This window comes from Micromonospora sp. NPDC007220 (assembly GCF_040634035.1).
Taxonomy (GTDB): Bacteria; Actinomycetota; Actinomycetes; order Mycobacteriales; family Micromonosporaceae; genus Micromonospora; species Micromonospora reichwaldensis.
The window spans coordinates 102,260-124,940 of record NZ_JBEYEU010000002.1 but is presented as its reverse complement, the minus strand read 5'-3'; the positions used below and the strand labels follow the sequence as shown (position 1 = coordinate 124,940).

Annotated in this window: 19 protein-coding genes and 1 riboswitch; of the genes, 14 read left to right on the top strand and 5 right to left on the bottom strand. The window is 75.7% G+C overall.

What is annotated here, in order from left to right:
* The first annotated feature begins 138 nt into the window (after positions 1 to 138).
* The 4 genes from ABZ573_RS06670 to ABZ573_RS06655 all read left to right on the top strand — a co-directional run bounded on the left by ABZ573_RS06670 (position 139) and on the right by ABZ573_RS06655 (position 5,823).
* Complete coding sequence (locus ABZ573_RS06670) at positions 139 to 1,074, top strand: alpha/beta hydrolase (protein ID WP_358116335.1); 936 nt, start codon at positions 139 to 141, stop codon at positions 1,072 to 1,074.
* Between the two features lie 253 nt (positions 1,075 to 1,327).
* A complete protein-coding gene (locus ABZ573_RS06665; protein ID WP_358116332.1) occupies positions 1,328 to 3,445 on the top strand; it encodes an AAA family ATPase in 2,118 nt (705 codons plus the stop codon).
* Between the two features lie 76 nt (positions 3,446 to 3,521).
* Entirely contained in the window at positions 3,522 to 4,439 is a 918-nt protein-coding gene (locus tag ABZ573_RS06660; RefSeq protein WP_151456406.1) for a cation diffusion facilitator family transporter, read from the top strand.
* A 153-nt stretch (positions 4,440 to 4,592) separates the two neighbouring features.
* Positions 4,593 to 4,724: riboswitch (cyclic di-AMP (ydaO/yuaA leader) on the top strand.
* A 13-nt stretch (positions 4,725 to 4,737) separates the two neighbouring features.
* On the top strand, positions 4,738 to 5,823 hold the full coding sequence (locus ABZ573_RS06655) for a hypothetical protein (RefSeq protein WP_192581521.1): 1,086 nt from the start codon (positions 4,738 to 4,740) through the stop codon (positions 5,821 to 5,823).
* A gap of 76 nt (positions 5,824 to 5,899) precedes the next feature.
* Here ABZ573_RS06655 and ABZ573_RS06650 read toward each other — a convergent pair whose 3' ends face one another.
* Positions 5,900 to 6,367 (bottom strand): SRPBCC family protein, encoded by a 468-nt coding sequence (locus ABZ573_RS06650; protein ID WP_358116328.1) that lies wholly within the window; start codon positions 6,365 to 6,367, stop codon positions 5,900 to 5,902.
* Between the two features lie 178 nt (positions 6,368 to 6,545).
* On the opposite strand from ABZ573_RS06650, the gene ABZ573_RS06645 reads away from it, so the two are divergent.
* Together ABZ573_RS06645 and ABZ573_RS06640 are read left to right on the top strand one after the other, a co-directional pair.
* Positions 6,546 to 7,523 (top strand): PfkB family carbohydrate kinase, encoded by a 978-nt coding sequence (locus tag ABZ573_RS06645; RefSeq protein WP_192581522.1) that lies wholly within the window; start codon positions 6,546 to 6,548, stop codon positions 7,521 to 7,523.
* Complete coding sequence (locus ABZ573_RS06640; RefSeq protein ID WP_151456409.1) at positions 7,520 to 8,344, top strand: 5'/3'-nucleotidase SurE; 825 nt, start codon at positions 7,520 to 7,522, stop codon at positions 8,342 to 8,344. The genes ABZ573_RS06645 and ABZ573_RS06640 overlap by 4 nt, the downstream gene beginning before the upstream one ends.
* 58 nt (positions 8,345 to 8,402) lie before the next feature.
* Here ABZ573_RS06640 and ABZ573_RS06635 read toward each other — a convergent pair whose 3' ends face one another.
* Positions 8,403 to 8,765 (bottom strand): STAS domain-containing protein, encoded by a 363-nt coding sequence (locus ABZ573_RS06635; protein WP_088998998.1) that lies wholly within the window; start codon positions 8,763 to 8,765, stop codon positions 8,403 to 8,405.
* 328 nt (positions 8,766 to 9,093) lie between these two features.
* Here ABZ573_RS06635 and ABZ573_RS06630 point away from each other — a divergent pair, with 328 nt between their 5' ends.
* Both ABZ573_RS06630 and ABZ573_RS06625 read left to right on the top strand, forming a co-directional pair.
* Positions 9,094 to 9,246, top strand: coding sequence for a hypothetical protein (locus tag ABZ573_RS06630; RefSeq protein ID WP_192581635.1), 153 nt, complete (start codon positions 9,094 to 9,096; stop codon positions 9,244 to 9,246).
* 170 nt (positions 9,247 to 9,416) lie between these two features.
* Positions 9,417 to 9,824: a hypothetical protein gene (locus tag ABZ573_RS06625; protein WP_121400322.1), complete on the top strand. Its 408-nt coding sequence runs from the start codon at positions 9,417 to 9,419 to the stop codon at positions 9,822 to 9,824.
* A gap of 264 nt (positions 9,825 to 10,088) precedes the next feature.
* Here ABZ573_RS06625 and ABZ573_RS06620 read toward each other — a convergent pair whose 3' ends face one another.
* Both ABZ573_RS06620 and ABZ573_RS06615 read right to left on the bottom strand, forming a co-directional pair.
* On the bottom strand, positions 10,089 to 10,727 hold the full coding sequence (locus ABZ573_RS06620; RefSeq protein WP_327029250.1) for a maleylpyruvate isomerase N-terminal domain-containing protein: 639 nt from the start codon (positions 10,725 to 10,727) through the stop codon (positions 10,089 to 10,091).
* 244 nt (positions 10,728 to 10,971) lie between these two features.
* A complete protein-coding gene (locus tag ABZ573_RS06615) occupies positions 10,972 to 13,713 on the bottom strand; it encodes a cellulose binding domain-containing protein (RefSeq protein WP_358116321.1) in 2,742 nt (913 codons plus the stop codon).
* A gap of 280 nt (positions 13,714 to 13,993) precedes the next feature.
* Here ABZ573_RS06615 and ABZ573_RS06610 point away from each other — a divergent pair, with 280 nt between their 5' ends.
* Positions 13,994 to 14,680, top strand: a complete 687-nt coding sequence (locus tag ABZ573_RS06610) for a BON domain-containing protein (protein WP_151457639.1) — start codon at positions 13,994 to 13,996, stop codon at positions 14,678 to 14,680.
* 83 nt (positions 14,681 to 14,763) lie between these two features.
* The gene (locus ABZ573_RS06605) at positions 14,764 to 15,309 is read left to right on the top strand and encodes a DsbA family protein (protein WP_358116318.1); all 546 of its coding nucleotides are present in this window, start codon (positions 14,764 to 14,766) and stop codon (positions 15,307 to 15,309) included.
* A gap of 136 nt (positions 15,310 to 15,445) precedes the next feature.
* On the opposite strand, the gene ABZ573_RS06600 is transcribed toward ABZ573_RS06605, so the two are convergent.
* Positions 15,446 to 18,427 carry a LuxR C-terminal-related transcriptional regulator gene (locus ABZ573_RS06600; RefSeq protein ID WP_358116316.1) on the bottom strand — a complete coding sequence of 994 codons (2,982 nt, stop codon included), beginning with the start codon at positions 18,425 to 18,427 and terminating at the stop codon, positions 15,446 to 15,448.
* Positions 18,428 to 18,619: 192 nt separating this feature from the next.
* Here ABZ573_RS06600 and ABZ573_RS06595 point away from each other — a divergent pair, with 192 nt between their 5' ends.
* The 4 genes from ABZ573_RS06595 to ABZ573_RS06580 all read left to right on the top strand — a co-directional run bounded on the left by ABZ573_RS06595 (position 18,620) and on the right by ABZ573_RS06580 (position 22,637).
* Positions 18,620 to 19,069: a hypothetical protein gene (locus ABZ573_RS06595; RefSeq protein ID WP_358116313.1), complete on the top strand. Its 450-nt coding sequence runs from the start codon at positions 18,620 to 18,622 to the stop codon at positions 19,067 to 19,069.
* Entirely contained in the window at positions 19,066 to 20,244 is a 1,179-nt protein-coding gene (locus ABZ573_RS06590; RefSeq protein ID WP_151457412.1) for a zinc-dependent alcohol dehydrogenase, read from the top strand. Before ABZ573_RS06595 ends, ABZ573_RS06590 begins: the two co-directional genes overlap by 4 nt.
* Positions 20,245 to 20,288: 44 nt before the next feature.
* A complete protein-coding gene (locus ABZ573_RS06585; protein WP_151457411.1) occupies positions 20,289 to 21,470 on the top strand; it encodes a saccharopine dehydrogenase NADP-binding domain-containing protein in 1,182 nt (393 codons plus the stop codon).
* Between the two features lie 90 nt (positions 21,471 to 21,560).
* Positions 21,561 to 22,637, top strand: a complete 1,077-nt coding sequence (locus tag ABZ573_RS06580) for a MerR family transcriptional regulator (protein WP_358116746.1) — start codon at positions 21,561 to 21,563, stop codon at positions 22,635 to 22,637.
* The last annotated feature ends 44 nt before the right edge of the window (positions 22,638 to 22,681 follow it).

Genomic DNA, 22,681 nt, shown 5'->3' with positions numbered 1-22,681 from the left:
TTGGCGGGCCCGCCGGCCGCCCGGAGCGGGTTGCGAACCTTCTCACCGACACGGTTGCCGTGGTCTCATGACGGGTAGCCGGTGTTACCACCGGGTATCCCCGGTGTTGCGGATCCGTGCGGCCCTGGGGAGGTGACGATGCCGGAGCACGTCGAGGTACGTCTTCCTGATGACGTACGCCTGCACGTCGAGGCGGTTGGACCGGCCGACGCCGAGGTTACCGTCGTGCTGCTGCACGGCTGGACGCTGGACGGGCGGGCCTGGCACCGGCAGCTCGCCGACCTGCGGCAACGCTTCGGCGACGCGGTGCGGGTGGTGACCTACGACGCCCGCGGCCACGGCCGGTCGAGCTGCATGGCGCTGCCCACCGCCACCGTGGCCCAGCTCGGCGACGACCTCGCCGCGGTGCTGGACGAGGTGGCTCCGGCCGGCCGTGTCGTGCTGGTCGGCCACTCGATGGGCGGCATGACGATCATGGAGTACGCGCACCGCCACCCCGCGCACTTCGCCGCCCGGACGGCCGGGCTGGTCTTCGTCTCCACCACCGCCGAGGGCCACACGCACACCGCGTACGGCCTCTCGCCCCGGATCGCCCGACTGATCCGGCTCGCCGAGACCACCGGGGCCGGCGTGCTGGCCCGGTGCGGGGCCTGGCGACCGCCCCGGGCGCTGCTGCGCGCGCTGCGTCCCAGCATCCGCTGGATGCTCTTCGGCGACCGCTGCGACCCGCACGACATCCGCCTGGTCACCTCGGCGGTGGCCCGCGCCACCCTCCGCTCGATCGGCGGGTTCCGCGCGTCCATCGGGGCGCAGCACCGGCTGGACACCCTCGCCGGGCTGGCCCACCTGCCGGCCGCCGCCCTGGTCGGCGACCGGGACCGGCTCACCCCGCCGCCCTGCGCCGAGTCGATCGCCGGCGCGCTGCCGGCGACCGAGCTGACCGTCTGCCCGGGTGCCGGACACATGCTGATGATGGAACGCCCCGACGAGGTCAACGCGGCGCTCGGCGGCGTGCTCCGTCGCGTGCTCACCGCCCCCGGGGCCGGTGCCACCGCCGCCGCCCGGGCGGACTGAACCGGGCCCGGCGGAGAGCCCGGCACGGGCTGAACCGGGCCCGGCGGAGAGCGCGGCACGGGCTGGACCGGGCCCGGCGGAGAGCGCGGCACGGGCTGGACCGGGCCCGGTGGGGCCCCTGCGGGCGTGACGCGGGTTCCTTTCCCGCACCGGTGGCGCCGCTGGTTGCGTGCGGGCCGTACCCTCTTGCGGTTGGCCTGGCGCGGTTCGCACGGTTCGCGCCGCCCGCCGCCGACGTCAGGAGGAGCGAGCGGTGACCGACCAGACCACCCTGGAACAGGAGATCGCCGTCGAGCAGCGGCATCTCGACCGGGTGTACGCCCGACTGGCCGAGCTGCGCCGGTCGGCGGTCAGCGCCGAGAAGGAGGGCTACCGGCTCGCCCGGGTGGGCAACTTCGGGGCGCTGGTCGAACGGGACGCGATGGTGTTCCACGCCGCACGGCGGCGGCACATGCTGGACGCCGAGCACGAGGGCCTGGTCTTCGGCCGGCTGGACCTGCTCGACCGGCAGGTGCTGCACGTCGGTCGGCTCGGCATCCGCGACGACGACGCCTCCACCCTGGTGGTCGACTGGCGGGCCCCGGCCGCCGCCGCCTTCTACCAGGCCACTCCCGCGCAGCCGCTGGGCGTGGTGCGGCGACGCACGATCCAGTCCTCCGCCGAGCGGGTCACCCGGATCGAGGACGACCTGCTCGATCCGGTCGCCGCGCCCGCCGACATGGCGGTGGTCGGCGACGGCGCGCTGCTGGCCACGCTGTCGAAGGCCACCGGCAGGGGGATGCGGGACATCGTCGCCACCATCCAGCGGGAGCAGGACGAGGCCATCCGCTCCCCCGGCTCGGGCGTGACGATCGTGTCCGGCGGCCCGGGCACCGGGAAGACGGCCGTCGCCCTGCACCGGGCCGCGTACCTGCTCTATTCCGACCGCAGCCGGTTCGCCGGCGGCGGCATCCTGGTGGTGGGCCCGTCCTCGGTCTTCGTCGAGTACATCGCCTCGGTGCTGCCCTCGCTCGGCGAGGACACCGCCACCCTGCACTCGCTGGGCACGCTCTTCGCGGGCCTGACCGCCACCCGCACCGATCCGCCGGCGGTGGCGGCGGTGAAGGGTTCGCTGCGGATGCGGCGGGTGCTGGAGCGGGCGGTCCGGGACGCGGTGCCGGGCGGCCCGACCGAGCTGCGCCTGCTCTATCGGGGCGAGCTGCTCCGGCTGGAGCGCCGCGAGCTGGACGGCATCCGGGACCGGGCGATGCCCCGGGGCGCCCGCCGCAACGAGGTGCGCCGGGCCGGCTTCGACGGGGTCTTCGCGGCGCTGTGGGCGCAGGCCCGCAGGTTGGGCGTGGGCCGGCTGCCCGAGCAGCGCGCGTTCGAGGACGAGATCGCCGAGCGGCCGGAGTTCCGGGAGTTCCTGAAGGCGTGGTGGCCCCGGCTGCACCCCCGGCACGTGCTGGGCTGGCTGGCCCGTCCGGACCGGCTGCACCGCTACGCCGAGGGGATCCTCTCCCGCGCCGAGATCCGGCTGCTGACCGACGCGTACGGCAGCCTCGACGCCGCCGGGCTGACGATCGCCGACATCGCGCTGCTCGACGAGCTGGACGCGCTGCTCGGCAAGCCGATGAAGCCCGCCCGGGCGAAGCGGGACCCGTTCCAGCTGGCCGGCGGGGTCCGCGAGCTGAGCACCTTCGCCGACCGGCAGCGCGCCGCCCGCGAGGCGGCGCGGGAACGCCCGGACGACTACCGGGAGTACGCGCACGTGGTGGTCGACGAGTCGCAGGACGTCTCGCCGATGCAGTGGCGCATGATCGGCCGGCGGGGCCGGCTGGCCTCGTGGACGGTGGTGGGCGATCCGGCGCAGACGGCGTGGACGGGGGATCCGGAGGAGCTGAACCGGGCCCGGGACCAGGCGTTGGGCCGGCGCAAGCGGCACCACTTCACCCTCACCACGAACTACCGCAACTCGGCGGAGATCTTCGCGGTGGCGGCGGCCGAGATCCGCCGGCTGCACCCGGACCTGCCGCTGCCCCGGGCGGTGCGCTCCACCGGCGTCGACCCGGTCGCGCTGTCGGTGCCGCCGGCGGAGCTGGAGAGCGCCGTCGTGGCGGCGGCCGACGCGCTGCTCGCCGAGGTCGAGGGCACGGTCGGGGTGATCACGCCGGTGCCGCGCCGCGACGAGGTGGCCGGCTGGCTGGGCGGGCTCGGCACGCCGCGTTTGCAGGTGGTGACCAGCCTGGAGGCCAAGGGCATGGAGTACGACGGGGTCGTCCTCGTCGCTCCGGGCGAGATCCGGGCCGACCCGGGGTCGGGGGTGCGGACGCTCTACGTGGCGCTGTCCCGGGCCACCCAGCGGCTGACCACCGTCGACCCGATCGGCTGAGCCGCCGTTACTTGCATACATAGCGATGTGAGCATAGATTGAACGCGAATCCGGACGCCTGACGGAGGGTGGGCGCGTGGGCGCAGGTCATGACCACCATCACGGGTCGGTGGCGAATGCCGCGCACCGCCACCGGGGCCGGCTCTGGGCGGCGTTCGGGCTGCTCGCCGGCCTCATGGTGGTGGAGGCGGTGGCGGCCTTCCGCACGGGCTCGCTGGCCCTGCTGAGCGACGCCGGGCACATGTTCACCGACGTGCTCGGCATCGGCATGGCGCTCGCGGCGATCGCCGCCACCCGGCGGGCGGGCGCCGACCCGCAACGCACCTTCGGCCTCTACCGGCTGGAGGTGCTGGCCGCACTGGCCAACGCCATGCTGCTCTCCGGCGTCGCGGTCTACGTCGTGATCGAGGCGGTGCGCCGCTTCGGCGACCCGCCGGAGGTGCTGGCCGGCCCGATGCTGGTGGTCGCCGTGCTCGGCCTGCTCGCCAACATCGGCGCCTTCGCGCTGCTGCGCTCCGGGGCGAAGGAGAGCATCAACGTCCACGGCGCGTACCTGGAGGTGCTCGGCGACCTGCTGGGGTCACTCGGCGTGATCGGGGCCGCGCTGCTGATCGCCACCACCGGCTGGTGGTGGGCGGACCCGCTGGTGGCGGTCGCGATCGGGGTGTTCATCCTGCCGCGCACCTGGCGGCTCGGGCGGGCCGCGCTGCGCATCCTGGTGCAGGCCGCGCCGGAGCACCTCCAGGTGACCGCGGTGCACGACCGGCTGGCCGCCGTGCCCGGCGTCGCCGAGGTGCACGACCTGCACGTCTGGACGCTCACCTCCGGCATGGAGGTGGCCTCGGCGCACCTGACCATGGCACCCGGCGCGGAGGTCGGCGCGGTGCTGGGCGCCGCCCGGGCCGCGCTGCACGACGACTTCCACATCGAGCACGCCACGTTGCAGATCGAGCCCGGAGCGTCGCGCGGGGCCTGCGGGTCGGTTGAGTGGTAATGAGGACAACCTTAAATCTGGGAGAGTATTGTGCGCTTATGCCGGATTTGACTGCTAGTGGACGTACACCCTCCGTCACCTGCGCTGCATCAGTCACACCGGCACCGGTAGGCTCGGCTTCGGCCTCCGCCAGGCGGCACCCACCGGTGCCGGCGGTGGCCGCCGCCTAATCGCCCGGCGGGGCGAACCGGGGAACCATGTTCGTGGGGTGCATCCGCGTCAGCGGTAGGGATCTTCCGTCCCGAACCCGTCAGCTAACCCGGTCGGCGGCTGACGGAAGGACACGTGAATGCCAGTGATGGCACCTGTACGACGACCTGCCGCCCGGACGGCGGCCCTGATCGCCACGATGCTCGCCCTCGGCGCCGCGGTGGCCCCGGTCACCGCCGCCCCGGCGGCGGCCGCCACCCGGGCCGGCCTGCTCGCCGCGGCCCCCGGCCAGGACGAGGAGGGCGGCACCCCCGCCCTGCGGGCCCAGTTGGAGGCCGCCAGCAAGGGCTACCTCGACGCCAAGCGCGCCCTCGACACGTCGGCCAAGCGGCAACAGCAGCTCGCCGCGCAGCTCAAGACCACCGAGGTCGAGCTGGCCGCGCACACCGCCAAGGTCGGCGAGATCGCGGGGGCGGCCTACCGCACCGGCCGGCTCAGCGTGGCGTCCGCCCTGCTCAACAGCAGCTCGCCGGACGGCTTCATGGACCGCGCCGCCGCCCTCGACGCGGTGGCCGCCAAGGAGGACCGGGCCCTGCGCGAACTCCAGGAGACCCGAGACCAGGCCACCCGCACCAAGCTCGCCCTGGACGGCGAGATCCGGGAGCAGCGCAAGCAGGTCACCGTGATGGCCAAGCGCAAGGAGCAGGCCGAGCGGGCGTTGACGGTCGCCAACCGCGAGCAGCAGCAACAGCGGCAGCAGTCCACGGGGGCGGGCACCTCGCCGGGCGGCACCTCCAGCAAGACGGCGAAGGCGGCCCCGCGCAACTCCGACGGCTCCTGGCCGCGCGAGTCGTGCAGCGTCAACGACCCCACCCCCGCCAACGGCTGCATCACCCCGCGCACCCTGCACGCGCTCAACCAGGCCAAGGCGGCGGGCTTCACCCGCTACGTCTCCTGCTACCGCCCCGGCGGCTCGGGCGAACACCCGAAGGGCCGGGCCTGCGACTTCGCGGCCCAGAAGGGCGGCTTCGGCGGCGACGCCACCGGCGGCGACCGGACGTACGGCAACAACCTGTCGGCGTACTTCGTGCGCAACGCCGACCGGCTCGCCGTGCTCTACGTGATCTGGTACAGGCAGATCTGGCTGCCCAGCAGCGGATGGAAGTCGTACAGCGGGGCCAACGGCGACCCGTCCAGCGACCACACCAACCACGTGCACCTGTCGGTCTACTGACGTCCGCACCCCGGTGCCCCGCCCGTCGCGGGACACCGGGGGCGCGACGGCCACCCCGGCCGGGACCGTCCGGCGGTCAGTCGGCCGGCGACCCGGGCGGGATCGTGTCGAGGGCCACGGCGAGGCGGGCGGCCAGCCCGAGGTGGGCGGCGCGGGCCTGGCGGAACGCGTAGCCGAAGAGCGGCGCGGGCGCGGCGAGGGTGATCTCGACCTCGATGCGGACCACGCCGTCGGGCTCCGCCCGCAGCCGGGTGTGGTTGCGCACCGTGGTGGCAGGCCACTGCCGGGCCACGGTGACGATCTCGTCGGCATCGTCGACGAGGACGTCGGCCCGGTAGGTGATCGGCAGGCGCACCGGCCCGGCGGCCAGTCGATCGGTGATGTCGTAGCTGGCCCGCGCCCCAGGACGGGGCGGCACCCGACGGACCCGGACGATCAGCGGGTGCAGGTCCTCCTGCCGGGTGGGGTCGGCGAGCAGCGCCGCGGCCTCCGCGAGGGAGCAGCGCGCCTGGACGGTGTAGCTGAAGGAACTTCGCCTGAGCACGCCGTCTCCCCAGCGTCGGTGGTCGCCCGATCGTCGCGCATGCCGGGCGCCCTGGCAACGCCGCGCCGATCCCGCCCGGAGTCCGGACGCCCGGCCGCCGACCACACTACGGTCAGCTGGTGGATGGTCACGGCACGTGTCGACCGGCGGAGGATGGGCGCATGAACGGGTACGACGGATGAGCGGGCACGTGATGGTCTTCGCGCCCACGCCCCGGCTGACGGTGACCGTCGACCAGCCCAGCGAGGCGCCGGAGCTGCACCTGCACCCCGGCGGGCAGGGCGTCTGGCAGGCCCGGATGGTGATGTCGCTCGGGGTCGACGTGGTGCTCTGCGCCGCCCTCGGCGGCGAGATCGGCCAGGTGCTGGAGCCGCTGCTGGTCAGCGAGGGGGTGCACCTGAAGGTGGTGGTCCGCGACTCCGGCAGCGGCGGGTACGTGCACGATCGGCGCGAGGGCTCCCGGCAGGAGATCGTGGACGTGCCCGGCCAGCCGCTCAGCCGGCACGAGCTGGACGAGCTCTACAACCTGGCGCTCGGCGAGGGGCTGCGCGCCTCGGTCAGCGTGCTGAGCGGGCCGAACGAGCCGTCGCTGGTCCCGGCCGACCTCTACCGGCGGTTCGCCGCCGACCTGGGGGCCAACGGCAGCCGGGTGGTGGTCGACCTCTGCGGCGAGCACCTCGACGCCGTGCTGGACAGCGGCGTCTTCTTCCTCAAGGTCAGCCACGAGGAGCTGATCGCCGACGGCCGCGCCGACGGCGAGGACGAGGAGCAGCTCACCCGGGCCCTGTACGACCTGCACGCCGGCGGCGCCGAGAACGTGGTGGTGAGCCGGGCCGACAAGCCCGCCCTCGCCCTGGTCGACGGCGAGGTCTTCGAGGTCGAGATGCCCCGGCTGGAGGCGGCCGACCCGCGCGGGGCCGGCGACTCGATGACCGCCGGGGTGGCGGCCGTGGTGGCGCGCGGCGGCGACGTGCGCACCGCGATCCGTACCGGCGCGGCAGCCGGCGCGCTGAACGTGACCCGGCACGGCCTGGGCACCGGCCGGCTCGACTCGATCACCGGCCTGGTCGACCGGGTGCGTCTCGTACCGGCCGGCAGCCGGCCGCAGGAGCGGACCAGCCCCGACGAGCTGGCCGAACGGGCGGCCGAGCGATGACGCTGCGGGTACTGGTCACCAACGACGACGGCATCGCCGCGCCCGGCATCCAGGCGCTGGCGCGGGCGGCGGCGGACCGGGGCCTGGACGTGGTCGTCGCCGCGCCGCTGGAGGAGGCGAGCGGCACCAGCGCCGCGATGACCGCCGTGGAGCGCGACGGGCGCGTGGTGGTCCACGAGCACCCGCTGCCGGAGGTGCCGGGGGTGCCGGCGTTCGCGGTCGGCGGCTCCCCCGGCTTCATCGCGCTGATCGCCGTGCACGGCGCCTTCGGGCCGCCGCCGGCGGTGGTGCTGTCCGGCATCAACCGGGGCGCGAACGCGGGACGCGCGGTGCTGCACTCGGGCACGGTGGGTGCGGCCTTCACCGCCGCCGCGAACGGCTGCCGGGCGATGGCCGTCTCGCTCGACGTGCTCTCGGCCGGGGAGGCCACGGCTGCCAGCGGGGGTGCCGCGGTGGCCGCCGCCGCCCGGGTACGCGACGCCGAGCGGCACTGGCCGACCGCCGCCCGGGTCGCCCTGGACCTGCTGCCCCGGCTCACCGCCGGGCCGGTGGAGAGCGTGCTCAACGTGAACGCTCCGGACCTGCCGCACGGCCGGCTGCGCGGGGTGCGCCGGGGCACGCTGGCCACCTTCGGCCAGGTGCAGATGACGGTGGCGGAGGCCGGGCACGGCTTCGTCCGCACGTCGCTGGAGGAGCCGGGGCAGGCCGTGCAGCCCGGCACCGACCTGGCGCTGCTGGCCGAGGGGTACGCCTCGGTGACGGCGATCCGCGCGGTCACCGAGGTGGCGGACGTCGACCTGTCGGGCCTCGGCGGCACCTGAGCGGCCCGCCTCCGACCTAGCGGCCGGAGCGGAACCGTCGACGACGGCGGGGGCGGGGTCAGGCGCCCGGGAGGACCTCGGGGGTGGGTGCGCCGGCGTAGTAGGGCTCGGGGGCGCCGAAGAGGCCGAGCAGGCCGGTCACCCAGAGCTGCCGGTGCACGAAGCGGCTCGGCTCGGTGACGACGAGCTTGACGCCGCTCACCTCGGCGGTCTGGAAGCCGGCGACCATCGCGCTGATGCCGACCGAGTCGATGAAGGTGACGAGCCGCATGTTCAGCTCGATCCGACCGGGGCGCCCCTTGGTCAGGACCTCGGCGATCGCCTCGCGCACCTCGTACGCGGTGTCGACGTCGATCTCACCCCGTGGGGCGATCTCGATGACACCACCGGGCAGGACCGACTTCACGATCGACAGGCTCACGCGAGCACCTCCACTCGCCCGTCCGACGGGCGCCTCATCAGTACGCGGGCCGCGACCGAGAGTATTCCTCTGACGGCCTCGGTCGCCACCCCTCGGGATGAGCAATTCGCGGATCAGGGCACAGCAAGTCGCCCTTATCCGAACTATTGACGTTTTGTCCGACCGACGATCAGCTGCCGCTGACACGTCGCGCCCCAGGGTAGCCGGCTCCCGCCGGCACCGCCCAACAGCCGGTCCCCCGGCGTGGCCCGTACCGCTTCGGCCCCGGGCCTTGCCCGTTCTGCCTAGCATCGGCTCGGAGACACGACTGCGACCGGGAGGACGATCGATGCTCAGGAGACTTGCCGCACTGGCCGGCGTCAGCGCGCTGTTGGCCCTCGTACTGGCCTGCGGGTTCGGCGGTGGCGGGGGCGACGATGACGACGACGACGGCGACGACGACTTCGCGCGGGGCGTGACCGTGGCGGTCGCCGTCCGCTGACACCGAGCCCGCGCGCCGCCCGCCGGCGTCACCTGGGCCGCCGCACCCGCAGCACGGGGGTTTGCGGAGCAGCCCCACGGGGCACAGGCGGAAACGAGCGAACCGTCACACGCCGGTGCGACGCCGAAGTCGAAATGGCCGCCGGCTTCGGCCCCGAGGAGGTAACCACCATGTTCGGAAGCAACCTGCTGGACCGCCGCAGCAAGCCCGAGCGGATCACGGACCAGGCGTGGCAGCACCTGGTCTCGGCGGTCAGCTCCGCCAGCGACAGCGTCCGGGACACCGCCCGTTCGGCCCGCCGAGGCGGCTCCGGTCTCGCCGACGAGGCCGGCGACCTGGTGGGCTCGGCGGCGGACGAGGCCCGGCGCCGGGCCACCCAGGCCTTCGACGCGCTGGCCGGCCGCCGGCCGGCGCTGCCCTGGACGCTGCTGATCGGCGCCACGCTGGTCGGCGCGGCGATCGGCTGGGCCGCCGGCACCGCCGCGCGGGCCGCCGGCAGCCGGGGCGACCGGGCGATGGACGACATCGAGTTCGTCGACGTCGACCGACCCAACTCCCCCGTCGGCCTCGACGGCTGACCGGTCCGGCACACGCTCGCGACGAACGGGCCCCGGTCGACCATCGAGGTCGGCCGGGGCCCGCGCCTGTCTCAGGTGACGTGCCGCGACAGGCGGCCCGCCGTCGAGCGGCCCACCGTCCCGCGGCCAGTCGTCGAGCGGCCCACCGACCTGCGGCTCACAGCCCTGATCAGAGGCTCGCGGCTCAACGGCCCGCGGCCGGCGGCTCACGGCCCGCGGCGAGCGGCCCTGCTTTGAAGGCTCGCGGCCCTTCGAAGAGCGGCTTCAGAGGGCGGCGACGCTCGCCGGAGCCCGCTCCGCCCGGCTCAGGGCGCGCAGCACCGCCGGTTGCCCGTGCCGGCGTACGGCGAGACGGGCCAGCAGCGTCAGCACCGGGTCAACCGTCTCGGCCGGCAGTTCCGGGGTGGGCACGCCGACGCTGACCGCGAGGTCGTCCGCGTGCACGACGAGTTCCATCAGCCGGGTGGCCAGGTAGTCGTCCAGGGTGAGCGACCACGGGCCACGGGCGACGTGCACCACCCGATCGGACGGCTCCGCCGCCAGCACGTCCGTCAACTCGTGCAGCGTGGCGGCGCACCGGTCGACCAGAGCGGCCGGGCCGTCGGCGGCGAGGCCGTCACCGGCGCGGCGGATGGCGACGTTCACCGTGGCGTCGACCGGGGCGCCGAGCCAGGTGCCGCGCGCGTAGTGGTCGAGCAGCCCCACGGGGTCGCCAGCGGGGACGGTTGCGGCCAGCACGGCGGGGACGCCGAGCACCTGGCTGGCGAGGTGGCCGGCCAGGCCCCCCACGCCGAACGCGGGCAGGGCGCTCGGTTCGTTCCAGCGGGTTGCTACGGCGGGGTCGGCGAGCAGGTCCACCGCCGAGCGCGCGGCGGTGAGGTAGGCCGTCCTGATCGGACTCACGGAGGATCCCTCCTTCGACGGGCGAAGCTCCGAGCCTATGGCTTGCGGGGACACCGGCCCTCTCGGTGCGTGCCGGGTAGCCCGCCTCCCCTCCCGGCCACGAACCGGAGGCGGTGCCGACCGGACCCGGGCAGCCGGAGCCCGTCCGCGCCGGTAGGAGACCCGGGCCGCCGGCCGCTCCGCACGACCGCGCACGTCCCGCCCCTGGTGGGGACGGGGGTGCGCGGTCGGCGGAGCGCGGCGGTCAGCGGGCGGTGCAGGTGACGGTGGCCGGGGCGGTGTTCGCGCCGGTCGTACTGCCCAGGAAGCCGGCGGTGGCGGTGGCGCCCGCACCGAGGGCGCCGTTCCAGCCGGCGTCCCGGACGGAGACGGTCGCCCCGGTCTGGGTGTGGGTGCCGCCCCAGAGCTGGGTGATCTGCTGACCGTCGGGGAAGGTCCAGCCCACCGTCCAGCCGGTGATCGCCGCGCTGCCGGCGTTGCGGACCACCAGTTCGCCCTGGAAGCCGCCCTGCCAGGAGCTGGTGACCCGGTACGTCGCCGTGCAACCGCTGGTCGGCGGCGGCGTCGTGGGAGGCGGGGTCGTGGGCGGCGGCGTCGTGGGAGGCGGGGTGGTCGGGGGTGGGCTGGTCGGAGGCGGGGTCGTCGGGGGCGGGGTGGAGGTGGTCGGCGTCGGGTCGGGCGTGCCGCCGAGCCGGTCCGCCACCAGGATGCCGCGGCCGTTGGTGCCGAGGTAGACCCGGCCGTAGACCCGGGGGTCGCCGGTCAGTGCCTCGCCCGCGTTGCCGTACTGGTGCTGGTCGTCGTTGATCCGCACCCAGGTCGCGCCGGTGTCGTCCGAGCGGTGCACGCCGGGCCGGCCGTCGACGGTGCCGAACAGGTACAGCGCCGGGTACGTCCGGCCGGGCGCGGCCTTGCCGAAGCCGACGTTGCCGGCGGTGCTCACCCCGGCCTGCTTGGTGAAGGTGGCCCCGGAGTCGGTGGAGCGCCACAGCCCGCCCTCGCCGGACAGCCACAGCTCGCCCTCCCTGCCGGGCAGCGCCTTGAACTTGACGTTTCCGGTGCTGGGCAGGCCGGCGGCGGCCGAGGCGGTGAAGCTCGCCCCGCCGTTGGTGCTGACGTAGAGCCTGCCGCCGCTGAAGCCGTAGAACTTGTTGGGGTTGACGCGGTCGGACTCGATCGTCGCGTTGGCCGGGATGCCCGTCGACGCGGTCCACGAGTTGCCGAACCCGACCGAGTGCACCACCTGCTGGCCGGCGTCTCCCGGCGCCCAGACGAAGCGGCTGCCGTCGGCCGACGCGGCGACCGTGCCGCCGCTGTTGACGCCGGACGGCTCGCTGCCCTGGAACCAGTTGGCGCCGCCGTCGGTGGAGAACGCGACGTGGCTGTCGTTGGGGCGGTCCGCGTCGGTGAAGTTGCCGGCGCGCACCATCACGGCCGGCTTCGTTTCGGCGTAGTCCAGGCTGGTGGTGCTGGTGAAGGTGGGCTGGGTGAACAGCATCGGCGGCACGGCGTCCAGGTCGGTGTGCCGGAAGCCGCCGATGTCGCCGAGCGCGCTGACCAGCGGCGCCCCGGAGGGCGGGCTGACCAGGTCGAGCACCGCGGTCTCCTCCAGGCCCCTGACCATGGGCTTGATGGTGAACTGGCCGCCGGTGTCCCACTTGGTGAGGTCGGTGCTGCCGTAGATGGTGGCGCCGGTGCCGTACATGAAGCGGTTGCTGTCGTGCGGGTCGATCTCGACCGACTCGTTCATCCAGCCGAGCTTCGGGGTCTCCTCCGGCGGGGCGGGGTTGCTGCCGAAGGTCAGCCACGGCACCGAGCTGACGTACATGGTGTAGCGCTTGGACCTGTTGGGGTAGCTGGTGAAGTCCCAGATCCGGGTCCAGGTGGCTCCCCCGTCGGTGCTGCGCCAGAAGATCGCGTCCGGCCACCAGGAGATCTGGGTGGCCACCATGAGGGTGTTCGGCTTCTGCCGGTCGATGGTGAGGCCGCTGTAGCCGAAGTACGCGTCGGTGCTGGTGGACGGGACCGGGCTGATCCGCGTCCACGCGCCGGTGGCGCGGCTGAACTTCCAGACGTCGCCCTTACCGCCGTCGTACGGGCCGCCGGTGTCGCTGGTGGCGATGTAGAGGAAGCCGCCCACCGGGTCGACGACGCCCTTGTGCGCCAGGTAGCCGGTCGGCTGCCCCGCGATCCGCTCCCAGGTGGCGCCGCCGTTCGTGCTGCGGTAGACCGGGTTCTCCTTGTCGGCCACGCCGACGTAGATCGTCTGCGTGGCGGTGCCGGCCGTACCGGTGCTCTTGTCGAAGCTGACCCAGGTCAGGCCCTGGTTCTGGCCGTTGTAGCCGTTCGGGTCGCTCGGGTCGGCCCGGTAGTTGCCGACGTTGGGGAAGTTGGTCACCTTCGCCCAGGTCGCCCCGAAGTCGGTGCTGCGCCACAGGCCGTTGCCGCCCTCGGCGCCGTAGTACAGGATGCTGTTCCGGTTGGGGTCGACGGCGAGCCGCTCGCCCATGCCCCGGCCTGGCATGTTCCCGCCGTTCTTGAACGGCAGCTCGGTGACCTGCCAGGTGGCGCCCTTGTCGGCCGAGCGCAGGATGGCGCCGTTGTTCGGGTCCCAGTCGTTGGTGTACATCCCGACGGCCGCGTAGACGCGGTTGGTCTGCACCGGGTCCGTGGCGACGCTGACCACGCCGTTCCAGCCCCACTTGTCCTCGCCGACCCAGTCCAGCAGCGGCGTCCAGGACTGCGTGGCCTGCGTCCACCGGTACATCCCGCCGATGTCCGTGCGGGCGTAGATCAGGTTCTTCTCGGTGGGGTTGAAGACGATGCCGGGGACGAAGCCGCCGCCGTCGATCCGGACGTTCTTCCAGGTGTACGGCTCGGCGGCGGCTGCGGCGGTGGGCGCGCCGGCTGCGGTGAACGGTGCCGCCACGACGGCCGCGGCGACGACCAGCGCGGACACGACCGCGCCGGCGTAACTTCTGCGCATCTGCGGTTCCTTCCGGGTTCGGACGCCGGGAGCCGACGTGGAGACGGCCGGACCCGGCAACGGGTACGTGCGGAATCGCGCCGGAGCTGCCCTGGCTCCGGTCATCGGCGCGACGGCTCCCGCACCCGAGGAACGCGCTTACCCTAACCGATCCGACCGGCCGCCTGGAAGCGCTCCCAAGGGTCACCCGGGCGGGGTGAGGGGCCCTCACCCCGCCCGGTGCCAGGATCGGTCCCGGCGAACCCGCGCGCACCGGCAGCTATCCCGTGAGGAGTGACAGGTGGCCATCGAAACGATCAGCCGTACCGACCAGGACATCCAGTCGGCCGTCCTCGACGAGCTGACCTGGGAACCCCGGGTACGGCCGCACGAGATCGGCGTGACGGTCGCCGAGGGCGTGGTCACCCTGACCGGCCGGGTGGACAGCTACGCCAAGAAGTGGGCCGCCGAGCGGGCGGCGCACCGGGTGGCGCGCGTCCGGGCGGTCGCCAACGACCTGGCGGTACGCCTGGGCACCGGCGCGGAACGCGCCGACCCGGACATCGCCGCCGCGGCCGGGCACACGCTGGAGTGGGACGCGTTCGTGCCCCTGGAGCAGCTCGACGTGACCGTCTCGCACGGCTGGGTCACGCTGCACGGCGAGGTGGACTGGGAGTACCAGCGTCGCGCCGCCGAGCGCGCCGTGGCCCGGCTGACCGGCGTACGCGGGGTCAGCAACGGCATCACCGTCCGCCCGGACACCCGGCCGGACGGGCACGACCTGGCGGTACGGATCGTCGACGCGCTGGCCCGCAACGGGGCCACCGAGGCGGAGCGGATCACCGTCCGGGTGCATGGCGACACCGTGCTGCTCGGCGGGCTGGTCCACTCGATGCCGGAGCGGGCCGAGGTGGAACGGACCGTCTGGTGCGCGCCGGGCATCCGCGAGGTGCAGAACCACATCGCGGTCGCCCCGGTGCTGGGCTGAGCCGGGCGCCGGACCACCCGGGCGGGGTGAGCCACCCTCACCCCGTCATGGAGCAGGCTGGGAGACATGACTGAGGTGACCCGATGACCACTCCACTCCAGGTCACCGCCCGCCTGCGGACCCCGGTGACCGGGCACGACAACGTCCGCGGGCCGGTGGACGCGCCGGTGACCATCGTCGAGTACGCCGACTTCCAGTGCCGGTTCTGCGGAGCCGCGTACGCGAACCTGCGGGAGCTGCTGCGACAGCGGGCCGACACGGTGCGGCTGGTGTACCGGCACTTCCCCATCACCAACATGCACCCGTACGCGGAGCAGGCCGCCGAGGCGGCCGAGGCGGCCGGCCGGCGCGGGCAGTTCTGGGCGATGCACGACTGGCTCTACGAGCACCAGGACCAGCTCGACCCCGTGCACCTGTCGCTCGGCATGGAGCAGCTCGGCCTGCCCGCCGACGAGGTCGCCGCGGAGTTGGAGCGGCAGGCGCACGGCGACCGGGTGCGGCGGGACTTCGTGGGCGGCATCCGCAGCGGCGTCCACGCCACCCCGACCCTGTTCGTCAACGGCACCCGCCACGACGGCGACCACGACCTGGCGGACCTCCTGACGGCCGTCGACGCCGCCACCCCGTAACCCCCCTCCCCCGCCCGCTCCCGTCGATCATGCAGTTCTGGTGCCCCGCAAATGGGGCGGCAGAGGGCAGTTCGCCCACCACAACTGCATGATCGACGCGGTGGAGGGGCGGAGGGACGGGGCGAGGTGGGGTGGGTTAGATGAGGTGGAGGGCGCGGGCTCGGCGGACGGCCTCGCGGCGGCGGGTGGCGTCGAGCTTGCGGTAGATGTTGCGCACGTGGGTCTTGACCGTGTTGACCGACAGGGACAGCTCGGCCGCGATCTCCACGTTGGACAGGATGCTCTGCAGGTAGCGCAGGATCGTCAGTTCCCGCTCGGTCAGCGGCTCGTCCAGCGCCCCCGTGCCCCGCTCCGCCGGGGCCCGCTCGGCCGGCGCGTCGGCGCCCCGGACGAGGTCGCTGACCGTCGGCCAGTGCGCGGTACCGGCGTCCAGGTGCGCGGCGAGCAGGTCACGGACCCCGGGCTCGGCGCGGGTGAACGCCCGCCGGAACCCCTCCGGCCCGGCCAGGTCGAGAGCCCGCTCCAGCAGCCGTCCGGCCCGCCGGTCGTCGCCCGCGCGCCCGGCCAGCACCGCGTCGAGCACGGCGGCGTCCAGGCGTACGGGCAGCGGCCAGCCGGCCGCCTCCGGCGCCTCCCAGTCCGGCAGCGCGTACCCGGCGGCGCGCGGGTCGCCGGCACGCAACTCCACCCGGGCGAGGGCGACGGCCAGCGGCGGGGCGGCCGCGTCGGGTGCCCGCCCGAGCAGCTCCCGGGCGGCGCCCAGGTCACCTCGTGCCCCGCGTACGTCCGACTCGGCGGCCAGCAGCCAGTGCGTCAGCTCGCCGGCACGGGGGCGGTCGGCCAGCCGCTCCCGTGCCTCGGCCAGCACCCGGTGGCCCTCGGGCAGGTCACCGGCGTCCCGCAGCAGGTACGCCCGGCACAGCGCCGCCACCGCCCCCACCACGGGCTCGCCGGTGGCCGGCGCGGCCAGCGCCAGGTTCGCCTCCGCCTCCTCGGGCTGGTCCCGGTGCAGCGCGACCAGGGCCAGGGCCAGGTACGCGTGGGCGCAGTCCTCCCGGCAGGACCAGCCGTGGCAGGGCGGCATGGCGAGGGCGTCCCTGGCGAGGGTCTCGGCGGCCCGCAGCTCGCCCCGGACGGCGTGCAACAGGGCCGCCCGGCTGGCGCAGACCAGCTCCGTACGCGGTCGCCCCGCCTCTCGGGCCGCCGACAGCGACCGGGCGAAGGCGAGGCCGGCGGCGGGCAGGTCCCCGTCCGCGAGGTCGGCCAGACCCAGCGCGGTGCCGGCCACCGCCCGCACGTCGGCGTCCTCGGCGGCGGCGCCGCGCGGCTCGGCGGGCATCGGCTCAGCGGGCATCGGCGCGGCGAGCAGCCCGTCGACGGCGCTCCCCGACGGCGCCGCGTCCCCCGCTGGCCCATCGGTCGCCGGGGACACGGACGGGTCGGGCGACGCCGGGGACACGGACGGGTCGGGGGACGCCGGGGACGGTGCGGGGCGGGTGGCGAGCAGCCGGGCTGCGGCGGCGCGTACCGCTTCGGGGTCGTCGGCCAGCCGGGCCAGGGTGAGTTCCAGCGCGGTGACCAGCCGCCGGAACCGGTCCCGGCGCGGCGCCGGCAGCGTCCGGGCGGCCTCGACGGCGTCGCGCAGGTGCCCGGCGGCGGCGGTGGCGTCGCCGGCCCGGGCCCGCTCGGCGGCGCAGGCCAGCCCGAGCTCCGGATCGCGGCGCACGGCCTCCGGCGGCGGGGGCGCGGGCGGACGGCCGGCGGGCGTCTCCCGGTCGTACGGGACCAGCTCCGGCCAGCGGGCCACGAAGAGCGCGGCGGCCCGGTCGTGGTCGCCGCCGGCGAGCGCGTGCCGCAGCGCCTCGGCGGGCCGCCCGTTGTCGGCGTACCAGCCGGCCGCGCGCAGGTGCAGGTCGCGCAGTTCGTCGGCGGGCAGCCGGCCCAGCTCGGCGTGCAGCAGGTCGGCCAGCAGCGCGGGGCAGCGGTACCAGGGCGGGCGGCTGTCGTCGCGGCGCAGCAGCCCGCCGTCGCCGGCCAGGCCGGCCAGCGCCTGCTCGGCGTCGGTCCGGCCGGTCAGCGCGTCGGCGAGGCCGGCGCAGACCGCGTCGGCGACGGCGGAGCGGCGCAGCACGTCCCGCGCGTCCGGGTCGAGCCCCGCGAGCACCTCCTCGCGCAGGTAGCCGGCCACGTCCGGCTGATCGCCGCCGAACTGCTCGGCCCAGCGGGCCGGGTCCGGCTGCCCGCGTAGCGCCAGCGCGGCGAAGCGGAGGGCCGCCGGCCAGCCGCCGGTGCGTTCCCGCAGCCGGCGTACCCCGGCCGCCGGCAGCGCCACCCCGTGCGCGGTCAGCAGGTCGGCGACCTCGTCGTCGCCGAAGGCCAGTTCGTCGGGGCCGACCTCGGTCAGCTCGCCGGCCAGCCGCAGCCGGTGCACGGCCAGCGGCAGCCCGGCGCGGGCGCCGACCACCAGCCGCAGCCGCTGCTCGGCGTGGCGGAGCAGGAACTCCAGTCCGGCCAGTGCCTCGGGGTCGGTGATCCGGTGCAGGTCGTCCAGGACCAGCAGCACCGGCCGTTCCCGGGCGGCGAGGGCCGCGGCCAGCACCTCCAACTGGTCGGGGCGGGGCGGCCGGTCGGGCACGGGGCCCGGTACGTCGTCGGCGGGATCCGTGGCCGTGCGCAGCGCCGCCGCGAGGTAGGACCAGAGCCGGTCCCCGTCGTCGCCGGTCTCCACCGAGACCCAGGCCGCCCGGAACCGGCCGGGTTCCGCCGGTACGCCCGCCGCCGCGCCGAAGTCGCCCGGCGCGGCACCGGTCGGCCCGTCGTCCCGGCGCCCCCGGGCGGCGTCGGTCACCGGCCCCTGCCCCACCCGGCCCCCGGGCGCGCCGGCCTCCCCGGCGGCCCGGAACCAGGAGGCGAGCAGCGTCGTCTTGCCCCACCCCGCGGGGGCGCGGACCAGGGTGACCGGCCCGGCGGTCCCCTCGTCGAGCGCCCGCAGCAGCCGGGGCCGCAGCACCAGCGGCTCCGGCGGCGGGGCGGGGCACAGCCGCGACGCCAGCAGCGGTGTGCCGGCCGGCCCGGGTGCGACCGCGACGACTCCCGTGTCCCGTACGTCCTCCGGCATCCGGCCCCGCCCTCCACCGACGCGTCCACTCCCCCAGGTCCCGCCGGCCGCGGTTACCCGGCGCGGGCCCGTTCACCCCTTCGGGGGGAGCCGGCTTCACCCCGCCCCGGCCGACCCTGGTCCTACGCGGGCAACCGGCCGCGCGCGCCGGTGCGCGTCCGGCGTGGGAGGGGACCGGGAGGCGGGGCCGAGGTGGATCGGAGACGACGGCTGGCGGGCGCGACCGCGGTGGCGCTCGCCGTCGCGGTGGCGGGCCGGGCGCTGGCCGTACGGCGGCGCGGGTCGGCCTGGCCCCGCGCGGCCGGCGCCGACCCGCGACCCGCGCGCTGGCAGGTGGTGACCGTCGACCGCCCGCCCGGCGAGGTGCTGCCCGGCGGCCGCTGGCCGGAGCCCCTGCGCCGGCTCGGCGGCGCGGTGCAGGTCGAGCTGCGGCCGGCCCCCGGCTGCCGGGGCACGGAGCTGGCGGCCCGGCCGGTGCCCGGCGCGGCGGCCCCGGCGGGGCTCGCCGCCCACCTGGTCGGCGACGATCCCGGCCTGCTGGTCCGGCGGGCGTTGTGGGAGGTCAAGCAGCTCGCCGAGACCGGCGAGGTGCTCCGCGCGGACCGCTGGCCGGCCGACCGTCCGCCGGGACCGCCGCGGTGAGGGCGCTGTGCTGGGTGGGCGCGGGCGAGCTGGCGGTACGGCAGGTGCCCGACCCGGAGCTGCGCAACGGCCACGACGTCATCGTCCGGGTCCGGCAGAGCGCCACCTGCGGCGGGGACCTGCCGCTGCTGGCCGGTCGGGTGCCGTTCCTCGCCGTCGGGGACGTGCTCGGGCACGAGTTCCTCGGCGAGGTGGTGGAGGCCGGGCCGGAGGTACGCCGGCACCGGGTCGGCGACCGGGTGGTGGTCTGCTCGTCGGTGGCCTGCGGCAGCTGCTGGTACTGCCGGCGTGACCTGCCCTCCTGCTGCGACAACGGCAGCGCCGACCCGGCCGTCACCGAGGCGGCCTGGGGCCATCCCACCGGCGGGGCGTTCGGCCAGCCCCGGGCGATGGGCGGCTTCGCCGGCAGCCACGCGGAGTACGTCCGGGTGCCGTACGCGGACGTCGGCGCGTTCACCGTGCCGGAGGCGGTCAGCGACGACCGCGCCCTGTTCGCCTCCGACGCCGCGCCGGCCGGCTGGATGGGCGCGGACCTCGGCCAGGTGCGCCCCGGCGACGTGGTGGCGGTCTGGGGCGCGGGCGCGGTCGGGCAGCTCGCGGCCCGGGCGGCGTGGCTGCTCGGCGCGGAACGGGTGGTCGTCGTCGACGCGGAGGAGGAGCGGCTGCGGATGGCCGAACGGCACGCCGGCGCGGAGACGATCGACCACCGGCTCGCCGACGTCGTCGCCGAGCTGCGCGAGCGCACCGGCGGGCGGGGCCCGGACGTGTGCGTCGAGGCGGTCGGGGCGGCCTGGAACGGGCACGGCCCCCGGTCGCTGGCCGAGCGGTTCACCGGCGGCGCCGAGCGACCGGCCGCCGTCCGCGAGGCCGTGCACGCCTGCCGCAAGGGCGGCTCGGTCTTCCTGCTCGGCGAGTTCACCGGCTTCGTCGACACCTTCCCGCTCGGGGCGGTCACCCAGAAGGGGCTGACGGTGCGGGGTGCGCGGCAGCACGGGCAGCGCTACATCCCGATGCTGCTGGAGCGGATGGCCCGCGACGAGCTGCGTACCGAGCATCTGGCCACCCACCGGCTGCCGTTGGAGCGGGGAGCGCAGGGGTACGCGCTGTTCCGGGACCGGGCCGACGGCTGCGTCCGCGCCGTACTCAGCCCCGATCTTCCGGCCGCCGCCGGCTGAGGCGCAACGCTGCGGCCCGCCGTGCAGGGTGGCAGACTCGGCGGATGCGTGAGCAGCGGACGTACGACGTCGTCCTCTTCGGGGCCACCGGCTTCACCGGGGGGCTGACCGCCGAGTACCTGGCCCGCAACGCCCCGCCGGGGCTGCGTTGGGCGCTCGCGGGGCGCAATCCCGGCAGGCTGGCCGCCGTACGGGACCGGCTGGCCGCCATCGACCCGGCGCTGGCCGGGCTGCCCCTGCTCACCGCCGACGTCACCGATGCGGAGTCGCTGCGGGCGGTCGCCGAGAGCGCCCGGGTGGTGGCCACCACCGTCGGCCCGTACGTGCACCACGGGGAGCCGCTGGTCGCCGCCTGCGCCCGCGCCGGCACCGACTACCTCGACATCACCGGCGAGCCCGAGTTCGTCGACCTGATGTACGTGCGCCACCACGCCGAGGCGGAGCGCACCGGGGCGCGGCTCGTGCACGCCTGCGGGTTCGACTCGATCCCCCACGACCTGGGCGTCTGGTTCACGCTCAAGCACCTCCCGGACGACGTGCCGATCACCGTCGACGGCTTCGTCCGGGCCGGCGGGCGGTTCTCCGCCGGCACGTACCACTCGGCGCTCACCGCCTTCTCCCGTACCGCCGAGGCGTCCCGGGCGGCCCGCGAGCGGCGGCAGGTCGAGCCGCGACCGACCGGGCGGCGGGTACGCGCGGTGCCCGGCCGCCTCGCCCGCTCGAAGGAGCTGGGCATGTGGATCGTGCCGCTGCCGACCATCGACCCGCAGGTGGTTCGCCGCTCGGCCGCCGCCCGCCCGGAGTACGGGCCGGACTTCCGCTACCGGCACTTCGCGGCCGTGAAGCGGCTGCCCACGGTGCTGGCCGGCGGCGTCGGGCTGGGCGGGCTGGTGGTGCTGGTGAAGCTGCCGCCGACCCGGCGCTGGCTGCTCGGCCGGCTCGCCTCCGGGCAGGGGCCGACGCCGCAGCAGCGGGCGAAGTCCTGGTTCCGGGTCCGGTTCGTCGCCACGGGCGGCGGACGGCGGGTGCTGACCGAGGTGGCCGGCGGCGACCCCGGCTACGACGAGACGGCGAAGATGCTCGGCGAGTCGGCGCTCTGCCTGGCCGGCGACGAACTGCCGGCCACGGCGGGGCAGGTCACCCCGGTGGCGGCGATGGGCGACGCGCTGCTGGACCGGCTGGTGCGGGCGGGGATGACCTTCCGGGTGCTGGACCGGCCACGCTGAGCGCAGGGCCCGACCGTCGGGCCGCCCGGCCCGGCGCGGGTTGACCCTCGACCAGGTTGAGACGACAGGATCGGCGCCGTGGAGAGCGACCTGCGCAGCATCGGCGAGCTGGCCCGCGCCAGCGGGTTGACCGTGAGCGCCCTGCGGTTCTACGACTCGGCCGGGGTGCTGGCCCCGGCCCTGGTCGACCCGGTGACCGGCTACCGCTGGTACACGGGCGACCAGGTGGCCCCCGCCCGGCTGGTGGCCGGGCTGCGCCGGGTCGGCATGCCGGTCGCCGAGATCGCCGCCGCGCTGCGGTCCGAGCCGGCCCAGATCCACCGCCTGCTCGACGCGCACCTGCGCCGGTTGGAGGACGGTCTCGCCGACGCCCGTAGGGAGCTCTCCCGGATCCGTACGCTGATCGATCCCGGGGAGCCCGCCATGATCACCCGTCTCGTCCTGTCCCGCGCCGACCTGGCCGCCGCCGTGGACGCGGTCCGCTTCGCCGTCGGCGCCGACCCCGACCTGCCGGTGCTGGCCGGCGTGCTGTTCGAGTCCGACGTCGACGGCGTACGGCTGGTGGCGACCGACCGGCACCGGCTGGCAGTCGCGCGGGCGGACGCCCGGGTCGACGGGCCGGCGGTGCGGGTGCTCGCCCCGGTCGCCTTCGTCGACGAGGTGCGGGCCCTGCTCGACACCGGCGCGGGGAGCACCCCCGAGGCCCGGCTGACGGTGGCCGCCGGCACGATCTCCGTCTCCGTCGCCGGCCGCACGGTCGACGCCGCCGTCCTGCCGTACGACTTCCCGGACCACCGCCGGCTGCTCCGCCCGACGCCCGACGACGGGCCGGCGCACCGGCTGGCGGTCGACGCCGACGCCCTGCGGGCGGCCCTGACCAGCGCCGACGCCCCCGTCGTCACCCGGCGGCACGACGGCCTCCCGCTCGCGGTGACCGTGCTCGGCCCGGACGGCCGGGGCGGGGTGCGGCTGCTCGGGGCGGACGAGCTGGCCGGGGAGTCCGACGCGTTCCGCGTCGGGGTGAACGGCGGTTACCTGCTGGAGGCCCTCGACGCGGCCGGCCGGGGCCAGTTGCTGCTGGAGCTGGACGGGCCGATCGCTCCGCTGGCCGTGCGCCGGGCGGACGACGTCGAGGCGTTCTCCATCCTGATGCCCATCCGGCTCTGACCCGCCGGCCGGCTCCGACCCGCCGGCCGGCTCTGACCGCCGCG

Coding starts and splice junctions, on each gene's coding strand:
- ABZ573_RS06670 (WP_358116335.1), top strand. CDS start 139: ATGCCGGAGCACGTCGAGGTACGTCTTCCTGATGACGTACGCCTGCAC.
- ABZ573_RS06655 (WP_192581521.1), top strand. CDS start 4,738: ATGGCACCTGTACGACGACCTGCCGCCCGGACGGCGGCCCTGATCGCC.
- ABZ573_RS06645 (WP_192581522.1), top strand. CDS start 6,546: ATGAGCGGGCACGTGATGGTCTTCGCGCCCACGCCCCGGCTGACGGTG.
- ABZ573_RS06640 (WP_151456409.1), top strand. CDS start 7,520: ATGACGCTGCGGGTACTGGTCACCAACGACGACGGCATCGCCGCGCCC.
- ABZ573_RS06630 (WP_192581635.1), top strand. CDS start 9,094: ATGCTCAGGAGACTTGCCGCACTGGCCGGCGTCAGCGCGCTGTTGGCC.
- ABZ573_RS06625 (WP_121400322.1), top strand. CDS start 9,417: ATGTTCGGAAGCAACCTGCTGGACCGCCGCAGCAAGCCCGAGCGGATC.
- ABZ573_RS06615 (WP_358116321.1), bottom strand. CDS start 13,713: ATGCGCAGAAGTTACGCCGGCGCGGTCGTGTCCGCGCTGGTCGTCGCC.
- ABZ573_RS06605 (WP_358116318.1), top strand. CDS start 14,764: ATGACCACTCCACTCCAGGTCACCGCCCGCCTGCGGACCCCGGTGACC.
- ABZ573_RS06600 (WP_358116316.1), bottom strand. CDS start 18,427: ATGCCGGAGGACGTACGGGACACGGGAGTCGTCGCGGTCGCACCCGGG.
- ABZ573_RS06585 (WP_151457411.1), top strand. CDS start 20,289: ATGCGTGAGCAGCGGACGTACGACGTCGTCCTCTTCGGGGCCACCGGC.